This is a genomic window from Rheinheimera sp. (genome assembly GCF_036568245.1).
Lineage (GTDB): Bacteria > Pseudomonadota > Gammaproteobacteria > Enterobacterales > Alteromonadaceae > Alishewanella.
Genome location: NZ_DATCSY010000403.1, coordinates 1 through 9,065, shown reverse-complemented (window position 1 = coordinate 9,065; position 9,065 = coordinate 1). Strand labels below are relative to the sequence as shown.

Below are 9,065 nucleotides of genomic sequence, written 5' to 3'. Positions count from 1 at the left end.
CTTTGCCCATCTGTGCTGGCACCGACTCTGAACTGTTCAATCAGCACCAACTCATCGGTCATAGCATTGTAGGGTAACACGACAACAGCATGGCCACGTTCAAATACTTCGCGCTTTACCGTGCCACTCCAGCCACCATTGAACAGTTTATGCCGCAATGTATATTGCTCTAAGCGGAAAAAACCCTGGAAAACCGTGCTTTTGTCGAGAATTTCCAGATCCTGCGGCCCAAATGAAGGATACTGGCTGATATTGTATTTAGACATAACTGCACTCACATTCTGTTACACTCTTGCGTGCAACTTTACCGTTTAATGATTACGAAGTTTATCGTAACAGAGTATTATTCATGCAGTTTCCTTTTATCTGACCAGGATTGGTAGAAATGAAAAAAACCTTAATCAGTACCTTGTTAGCATCTTCTTTCGGTTTGTTCAGCCTGCAGATTGCTGCAGCGGACCTGCAGGAAATATATCAGTTAGCCACACAAAAAGACCCACAGCTGTTAAAAGCGGTAGCAACACGCAATGCCGCCAAAGAGGGTATAGATGTTTCTAAGGCTAGCTTACTGCCTCAGGTTAATTTAACCGCAGGTTACAGCAAAACCTGGTCTGAAAGCCCTGAATTTCTGGAAGACGGTATTGTGATTGTCGATGGCGATAGCAAAGGCTGGAATGCCAGGGTTGCTGTATCGCAGTCAATCTTTGATTGGACCAATTGGGAAAACCTGAACACGGCAGAGAAACGCGCCTTACAAAGCCAGACCAATCTGGATGCGGCATCACAAGAGCTGATAGTACGTGTATCACAAGCCTACTTTAATGTGTTAAAAGCAGGTGACGATTTAGGCTTTGCCGAAGCGGAAAAGCGCTCTATCGAGCGTCAGTTAGAACAAACCAAACAGCGCTTTGCTGTAGGTTTAACGGCGATTACCGACGTGCACGAAGCCCAGGCACAGTTTGATAGTGCAGTTGCCCGTGAAATTACCGCGCAAAACGCGCTGGAAACCGCCCGCGAGGCACTGCGTGAAATTACCGGCCAGTATCATGCTGAACTTGCAACGCTGAATACCGACAAATTTTCTACCCAGTCACCGTCGCCGGCCACTGCCGATGAATGGGTTAAACTGGCAGAAGAAAAGAACCTTAGCCTGAAGGCAAACAAACTGGCTTTGGAAATTGCGCAGAATGATATTGATTTAGCAGCAGCAGGGCACTATCCGACGGTTACATTAGATGGATACTACAATACCTCTGACAGCGAATCTGAAAATACTTTAAATGGTGTCACGCGTTCTTCCAACACGCCCCGGCTTGATAGTAAGCAAGTTGCGTTAAACCTACGCGTGCCGTTGTACAGTGGTGGTGCAACAACAGCCCAAACGGCTGTAGCCCGTGCTAACTATGTTGCAGCAGGCCAGGATCTGGAACTAAGCTACCGTACCGCAGTGCGTCAGGTTCGCAGCTCGTTCAACGATATCAATGCCAATATTGCAACGATCCGTGCACTGGAGCAGGCCGTTATTTCAGCTGAAAGTGCGTTAAATGCCACCGAAGCTGGTTTTGAAGTCGGTACCCGTACTATCGTTGACGTTTTGCTGAGCACCCGTAACCTGTTTGAAGCGCGCCGTAACTTATCCGGTGCACGCTACAACTACGTTATTGCTATTCTGGCACTGAAGCAGGCAGCAGGTAACTTGTCAGAACAGGATCTGGCTGGTATTAACCAGGCCCTGACTAACTAATCTGCGTTAAGGTTCACCGCGTCTGCGGTGAACCTCTTACCAGTTTCTGCTATCTCCCCCGCCATTTTTCGCTACAATAGCGCTTTCATTTTTTGCTGAGGATATCGCGTGGTTCAGGCTCCGCAGTTTAGCTGGCGCTTTTTGTTGCCGAATTATTGGTTGTTGTGGCTTGGCGCAGCGTTGCTTTATCTCATCAGCTGGCTACCTTATGCCGTGCTGATGACTTTAGGCGCGGGTTTTGGCCGCTTGCTATACAAAGTACTGAAATCACGCCGCAAAGTAGCGCAGCGCAATATTGAACTGTGCTTTCCTGATATGCCAGCTGCCGAGCAAACCGCTCTGGTAAAACGTAACTTTGAAGAAACCGGCCGGGCCTTGTTTGATACGGTCATTGGCTGGTGGTGGCCAACCTGGCGTATTAAGAAGCTGGCACATTTTAAAGGCTATGAAAACATTGAGCAGGCGTTAGCTGAAGGCAAAGGCGTATTACTGCTGGCGCCGCATGTACTGCATCTGGAAGGTGTCTGCCGCGCTTTTGGCCTGACACACCCCAGTGTCGGCTTTTACCGGCCGCACAATAACCCTTTGCTGGACTATCTGACCTACCATGGTCGCAGCAAAAGCAACAAATACATGATCGGTAAGCGTGACGTTAAAGGGCTTATCCGGGCACTGAACCAGCAGGAAGTATGCTTTTACTTGCCAGATCAGGATTATGGCCGCAATAAAGCTGAATTTGTGCCGTTTTTTGCCGTAAAAGATACCGCATCTACCACCGGCACCTTATTATTTGCAAATGCTGCCAATTGTGATGTGATACCGGTTATTACCAGACGTTTGCCGGGCAGCCAGGGCTACGAAATTGAAGTGCAGCCCAAGCTGGCACCTTTTCCGACCGGCAACGATAAAGCCGATGTCACCCGCGTTAATCAGTGGGTGGAACAGGTCGTGCTGCGCGCTCCGGAACAATATATGTGGTTACACCGCCGGTTTAAAACCCGGCCTGATGAAAACGCGCCCTCTTTGTATTAAAGGAGACTTAAAATGTGGTTCTGGATCCGCAACCTCAGCTTGTTAGTGATTCTGGGGGCTTTCGCTTACGCTATTTTTACTAAGCCGGATTTTTTGATCCGTAAAGACTCTGCCAACATCGCGGCTGAGGGTTTCAGTGATTTTTACTCGAAAATCCGCGGCTCTATTGCTGATGGCGCCAAGGAGCTGTCAAAGTTTAAACTGCCGCTGCCGGATACCAGCGATCGCTTAACCCAGCAGCTACAGCAACGCGCCAATGTTGTGGTACCGGGTGAAGCAAACTGGCGCGGTCAGGTAATTGACCGGCGTTTTCGCGAAGGCGACACCGTCAAAACCAAACTGACCGAATATTCACAGGCAGAAGGCATAGCACTGTTCTGGACCTTACCGCGTGATTATGTGGTAAAGCAGTATTTTCAGACCGACACGACGCTGATTGAGACGATCTATGAAGTTGCGGTGGCGATAGCACCGGATTTTGAATCACCGGTGGTGGCATATTACTGCCCGCGCGAAAGGGCAGCGGTGATCACCGACAAAGCCAATGACCATCTGCAAAAAAACTGTATGACGGCCGATACTAAGCCGAAACAACAGTAACCCGGCTAAAGGTCTGTCCCGCCATCAAACAGTTGCCGCCATACCTGCTCTACCTGCCATTTGGCCTGTTGCAGACTGTCATCTGGCGGCAAGGTCGCCGGTGCCAGCGTCTGGCGGTGCCCTGCACCACGCAGCAGCTGATAAGCCTGCTGCAATTGGACACTTTGTTCACTGCTGAGTAAGCCCGCTGCGGCCGCAGCCTCAAGAATGCGGATATTGTCGCTGTACTGGTACAGGCTGGCATGCCTGGCACTGTAGCCCAATACCAGATACTGGCTGATAAACTCCAGATCAACAATACCACCGACACTGTGCTTGGGATCATCAGCCATTCCGCTATGATGCTGGCGCAGTTTGTCACGCATTGCTGTCACATCCTGCTGCAAGCTGCCAAGTTGGCGCGGCTGGCTTAAAATCTGCTGGCGGATAAGGTTAAAATGCTGCATTAAGTCGGCGCTGCCGTAAATCGCCCTCGCCCGCACTAACGCCTGATGCTCCCAGGTCCAGGCTTCCTGCTGCAGATACTGACCATAGGTTTCAATGTGAATCGCCAGCAGACCAGAGTTACCTGACGGCCGCAGTCTGGTATCTATATCGTACAGCACACCACTATTGGTGCGCGTGGTACACAGATGCAATACACGCTGCACTAACTTCAGGTAGAACTGCTTCGAATCTATGGCTTTATCGCCCGTTGTTGCTGCCTGGCTGTCGCAGTTGTGTACGAATACCAGATCCAAATCCGAGCCATAGCCAAGTTCCAGACCGCCTAGCTTGCCATAGGCTATTACCGCAACGCCTTTATTATCGTTACTGGCACCGGCAGGTAAGCCATAACGCTCCGTCATTTGTTGCCAGGCCAGTTCAACGACCTGCGCCACTATGGCTTCAGCCAGCCAGGTTAAATGGTCACTGACTTTCATCAGCGGCAATACACCGCTGATATCGGCAGCAGCTATACGTAGTTGTTGCGCCTGTTTGTACTGGCGCAACGTTTCCATTAACAGCTCCAAATCGTCAGACGGTACCCGCAGCATCTGCTGACGCAAACGGTCACGGTAATCGCTGGCTGTTGCCACCTGGTATAGCTGTGCCGGGTCTATCAACTCATCCAGTAACATCGGATAACGCGCCAGATGCTCTGCCAGCCAACCGCTCTGGTTACACAGCAACACCAGTTGCTGCAGTGCAGCCGTGTTTTCAAACAACAGCTCCAGGTAAGCTGTGCGGGTAACAATTTGGCGAAATACACCCAGTACCCGGCTCAGTACACTTGGCAGCGCTTGCTGTTGTTGTAGCATATGCAGTAACAGCGGAATAAGCTTGGCCAGAAAATCACGGCCACGGGGCCCTACACTGCGCTTTTGACAATCCTGCTTAAACTGTTGCAGCTGCTCTATCAGCTCCTCGCCTTGCTGCTGATTAAGCCAGTCCAACTGCGCCGCTAATTCTGCAGATGCCTGCTCACTGTCCCAAATCAATTTGCCCAGCGTAATTTCCTGCTGGTCGGGCTCTTCACCGTTATCAATCACCAGTTTAAACTGCTGATGTACCCGCGCCATTGCCTTATCAATCTGCTGTTGCAGCTGTGGCCAATCTGACATGCCAAGGGATGCCAGCAACTGCGCCTGCAATAGGCTATCCTGTGGCAACGTCTGGGTTTGCTTGTCGTCTATACCCTGTAATGCTTGCTCGACACGGCGCAGCAACAAATAATCCTGCCGCAGCAGTGCAACCTGTTCAGCGGTTAAAATGCTTTCATCGGCCAATACCGTAAGTGCGCTGAGCAGTGACGGCTGCTGCATTGCAGGGATACGTCCTCCGCGGATCAGCTGTAACGTCTGCACAATAAACTCTACTTCACGGATGCCGCCAATGCCGAGTTTAATATTATCGCGCCGGTTCAGACGGCGGTTCTCCTGCTCGATCTGCTGCTTCATCCGGCGTAATGACTCAATAGCAGAAAAATCGATGTAGCGCCGGTAAATAAAAGGCCGCAGCAGCTTTGTCAGCTCGGTGCTGTGCACACCATCCGGATTCAGCACCCGGGCTTTGAGCATCGCATAGCGCTCCCATTCCCGGCCCTGCTCCTGATAATAATCTTCCATTGCAGCAAAGCTTAGTACCAGGGGGCCGCTGTCACCAAAAGGACGTAGCCGCATATCAACCCGGTATACAAAGCCGTCGGCGGTAACCTGATGCAGTGCTGCGATCAGCTTCTGGCCGAGTTTGGTAAAAAACTGCTGATGCTCACAACTACGGCGTCCGGCCTGAGTTTCGCCGTTCGCCGGATAGGTAAAAATTAAGTCGATGTCGGAAGAGAAATTCAGCTCACCACCGCCTAATTTTCCCATACCAAGAATGAGTAATGGCATCGGCTTGCCATCTTGATCCAGCGGTGTGCCCCATTGCTCAGATAGCTGTTGATACGCCCACTGATAGGCCGCATTGATGGTCAGATCCGCCACTTGCGACACCTGTATCAGGCTGGCGGTAATATCCTGCAGTTGCAAAATGTCAGCAGCCAGAATACGGCACAGCTGGGCATTGCGGTACTGGCGTAGCTGAGCAAAAGCATCATGCTCCTCAAGCTGTTCAAGTTGTGGCGGCACACTGCTGTTAAGCTGCAACGCCGCAATAAGCGCCGGGCTGTCGCTAAACTCTGCCAGCAGTTGAGGTTGCTGCTGCAAAGTACGGGCAATAAAGCTGCTGGCACTGAATAGCCTTGCCAGTTGCCTGCACGCATCAGCGTTTAACGCAGTTAAATCAAACCGGCTTAATATCTGTTTAAGATAACTGGACAGTACAACGCTTTGCTCGATCATCGTTTACTCCGGCTCAGGCATGTTGGTACAGATACTGCGACAGGCTCAGCAGCAATAAGTTATATTCCTGCAACGCAAATACCGGCTGGTTGGCGGCAAGCTGTTGTGCCAGACGCGATGCGGTAACACTCAGCTGTTGCAGTTGCCCAATCCCGGCCGTGCCAGCGGCAATGGCAGTCATGATAGCTGCCGCAAAACTTAGCACCGATACATCCTGTTGCTGCAGATAGCAGGCTTCGGTTTGCTGCAGCGCTTTGACCTGCGCCAGTAACGTTGTGCCAGTGTCTGAGGGCAATTTTAGCTTAGTATCAAACGCCAGCTGATAACCGCGGGCAGCCTTACTTAACCAACCGGTTTGCAGCGGCAGTAGCTGAATAAGCTGGCTTGCCAGAATAAAAAGCTGCTGAGGATCGCCTTCTAATAATTCGAGCTCAAGTTCAGCAATAGGCTGTGTTTTGCCATTGGCAATCACCTGGCCCCGATCGTAAACCAGATCGACTTCTGTGCCGTCTGCACACTGTAACTGCCAGCTGCATCTGTTAAAGTCGGTACGAAACAGCTCAGTCAGCTCTGCCTGCAGCCCGGCTATATCAGCCTTTTCCGGCCAGATATGATGCGGGAAAGCCGCCAACTGTGGCACCACTGACATACAGGGCTCGTTATATTCCGGCCGCATTTGCATAGCGCCATGCTGGGTACCGGCCAGTTTAATCGTTTGCTCATATTTGCCCCGCTTCAACCGGCTACGCAGCCCCATGTCATGGCGGCGAAACCAGTTACCGGCAGTATCAAAATATGCGTTCAGCAGATCTGCCTGCTCATGATGGTCAATTCTGCCCAGTTGCGTCAGGCTGGCCTGTAATTGCGGTAAATATGCTGGAGCTAATAAAAACTTCAGCTCAAGTTCAGTACTCATCTGCTACTCTGTCTGCTATGGTGTGTCCGGCACAGGCCGCCACCGTTTTAAACCTTGTCAATTGCCGCGCAACTCCCTATCATCCAAGGTGTTGGCTGCAAAGCTGTTTTATAAAAATAAGCTCAGGATACCTATGTTCAGATTAATTAAAAGCTCCCTGCTGGTATTATTTTCAGCATGTTGGTTAGCCTATTGTGGTTCAGCTGCCGCCCAGACAGAAAGCAAGCCAGCCTTTATCAGCGACGCCTTATTTGTTTACCTGCATTCAGGCCCCAGTAATCAGTACCGGATTGTCGGCACGATTAATGCCGGCCAAAGCGTGACTTACTTGGGAGAAGATGCCGATACCGGCTACGTACAAATTCAGTATGAGGGTGATAAGACAGGGTGGCTACCTAAGGAACATGTTACTTTTAGCCCCGGTCTGGTATCACAACTGGAACAGTTAAAAGCCGAGTATGCCGATCATAATCAGAAAATTATGACGCTGGAGCAACAACGCGACGAGTTAAACAGCCAGCTGAATCAGGCCGTAGCCGAACGTCAGACGGCACAGGAACAACTGGAGCAGGCCAACCGTGCTTATGAACAGCTTAAAGTGCAGTTGGAAAACACTCAGAGCTCAATCTGGGAAAAACCCATGGTGCTGGGTTCACTGATTTTACTGGCTGGTCTGCTGTTTGGCCTGTTGTTACCGCTTATCCTGCCGAAAAAACGCAATAACGAACGCTGGATGTAACAACTGCAACGCCGGTTTTAATGATCAGCCCGCTGCCGGCGGGCTGTCTGCCGGTTTAAGTGGCAAGCCGCGGTCATTCTTCACCTGCTCTATCACCACATAAGTATGTGTTTGCGCTACACCGGGCAAATCGACTATCAGCGCCAGGATATCGCGATAGGCATCCATATTGGGCAAGCGCAGCTTTAACAGATAGTCGAAACCGCCCGCCACCATATGACACTCTGCCACCTGCGGTATCTGCACGACGGCATCACGAAACTTATCAAACACCTCACTGGTGGTTCTATCCAGCGTCACCTGAATAAAAGCAGCAGTACCAAAACCCAGTTTTGCCGCATTTAACCTGGCGCCAAAACCATCGATATAACCTTCTTTTTCCAGCCGCTTAACTCTGTCGATACAAGGGCTGGCGCTTAAGTTAACCTTTTTCGCCAGATCCACATTGGCAATACGGCCATCGCGCTGCAGCGTGTCCAGAATACTGATATCAATCCGGTCCAGTGCTTTACTTTTTACAGGTGTGTTCATATCAGTAATTTTTCTGGTTTATGTTAATTTTGCCAGAATTATATAGTGTTAAACGGCAAAAATAACCACCCTATACTGCAGACTTTTCTCTAAAATGCCGCATTCTCAAATCTTGTCAGGAAGCTATCTGCCATGCTGTATAACGGTTCCCTGGTTGCCACTCAACCGCTGCGTCAAACTATTCGTGATTTCTATCGTGCTGATGAAGATAAGGTATTGGATTACCTGCTACCTTTAGCCGATATCGGTGTTAATGCCCGCAGCCGGGCCTGGGAGCGGGCGCGCCAGTTAGTACTGACTATCCGTCAGGCGCAGGTAGGTAAAGGCGGTGTTGATGCGCTGCTAAACGAGTTCTCACTGTCGACCGAAGAAGGCCTGGTGCTGATGTGTCTGGCCGAAGCCCTGCTTAGGGTGCCGGACAAAACCACCGCTGATCGCCTGATCCGTGACAAGTTATCACAAGGCGACTGGAGCTCTCACCTGGGTAACAGTAGCTCGATTTTCGTTAATGCCTCAGCCTGGGGTTTGCTGTTAACCGGTAAGCTGGTGAACTACTCTGATGAGCAAAAGAAGCAACAGTTTGGCCTGTTAAAACGTACCTGTGGCCGTTTGGGTGAGCCGGTGATCCGTCAGGCCGTACGTTATGCTATGCAAATCATGGGCGCACAGTTTGTTATG

At 50.6% G+C, this 9,065-nt stretch carries 7 protein-coding genes and 2 pseudogenes; 5 read left to right on the top strand and 4 right to left on the bottom strand.

Translation table 11 applies throughout. From position 1 onward, the window contains the following. A pseudogene (locus VIN66_RS18325) lies at positions 1–266 on the bottom strand (ADP-ribose diphosphatase); the annotation flags it as partial. Between the two features lie 119 nt (positions 267–385). On the opposite strand from VIN66_RS18325, the gene tolC reads away from it, so the two are divergent. From tolC to VIN66_RS18310, 3 genes are all read left to right on the top strand, one after another. Then, the gene (gene tolC / locus VIN66_RS18320; protein WP_331925327.1) at positions 386–1,744 is read left to right on the top strand and encodes an outer membrane channel protein TolC; all 1,359 of its coding nucleotides are present in this window, start codon (positions 386–388) and stop codon (positions 1,742–1,744) included. Between the two features lie 108 nt (positions 1,745–1,852). Next, complete coding sequence (lpxL, locus tag VIN66_RS18315; protein ID WP_331925326.1) at positions 1,853–2,776, top strand: LpxL/LpxP family Kdo(2)-lipid IV(A) lauroyl/palmitoleoyl acyltransferase; 924 nt, start codon at positions 1,853–1,855, stop codon at positions 2,774–2,776. Positions 2,777–2,788: 12 nt separating this feature from the next. Further along, a complete protein-coding gene (locus tag VIN66_RS18310; protein WP_331925325.1) occupies positions 2,789–3,376 on the top strand; it encodes a TcpQ domain-containing protein in 588 nt (195 codons plus the stop codon). A gap of 5 nt (positions 3,377–3,381) precedes the next feature. On the opposite strand, the gene glnE is transcribed toward VIN66_RS18310, so the two are convergent. After that, complete coding sequence (gene glnE, locus VIN66_RS18305; RefSeq protein WP_331925324.1) at positions 3,382–6,201, bottom strand: bifunctional [glutamate--ammonia ligase]-adenylyl-L-tyrosine phosphorylase/[glutamate--ammonia-ligase] adenylyltransferase; 2,820 nt, start codon at positions 6,199–6,201, stop codon at positions 3,382–3,384. A gap of 13 nt (positions 6,202–6,214) precedes the next feature. After that, complete coding sequence (locus VIN66_RS18300) at positions 6,215–7,117, bottom strand: CYTH domain-containing protein (RefSeq protein ID WP_331925323.1); 903 nt, start codon at positions 7,115–7,117, stop codon at positions 6,215–6,217. Positions 7,118–7,250: 133 nt separating this feature from the next. Between VIN66_RS18300 and VIN66_RS18295 the strand changes: the two genes are divergently transcribed. Further along, on the top strand, positions 7,251–7,856 hold the full coding sequence (locus VIN66_RS18295; RefSeq protein WP_331925322.1) for a TIGR04211 family SH3 domain-containing protein: 606 nt from the start codon (positions 7,251–7,253) through the stop codon (positions 7,854–7,856). A gap of 24 nt (positions 7,857–7,880) precedes the next feature. Here VIN66_RS18295 and VIN66_RS18290 read toward each other — a convergent pair whose 3' ends face one another. Beyond that, positions 7,881–8,387 carry an Lrp/AsnC ligand binding domain-containing protein gene (locus VIN66_RS18290; protein ID WP_134059162.1) on the bottom strand — a complete coding sequence of 169 codons (507 nt, stop codon included), beginning with the start codon at positions 8,385–8,387 and terminating at the stop codon, positions 7,881–7,883. Between the two features lie 132 nt (positions 8,388–8,519). On the opposite strand from VIN66_RS18290, the pseudogene VIN66_RS18285 reads away from it, so the two are divergent. Continuing rightward, positions 8,520–9,065: pseudogene (locus VIN66_RS18285) on the top strand (trifunctional transcriptional regulator/proline dehydrogenase/L-glutamate gamma-semialdehyde dehydrogenase); the annotation flags it as partial.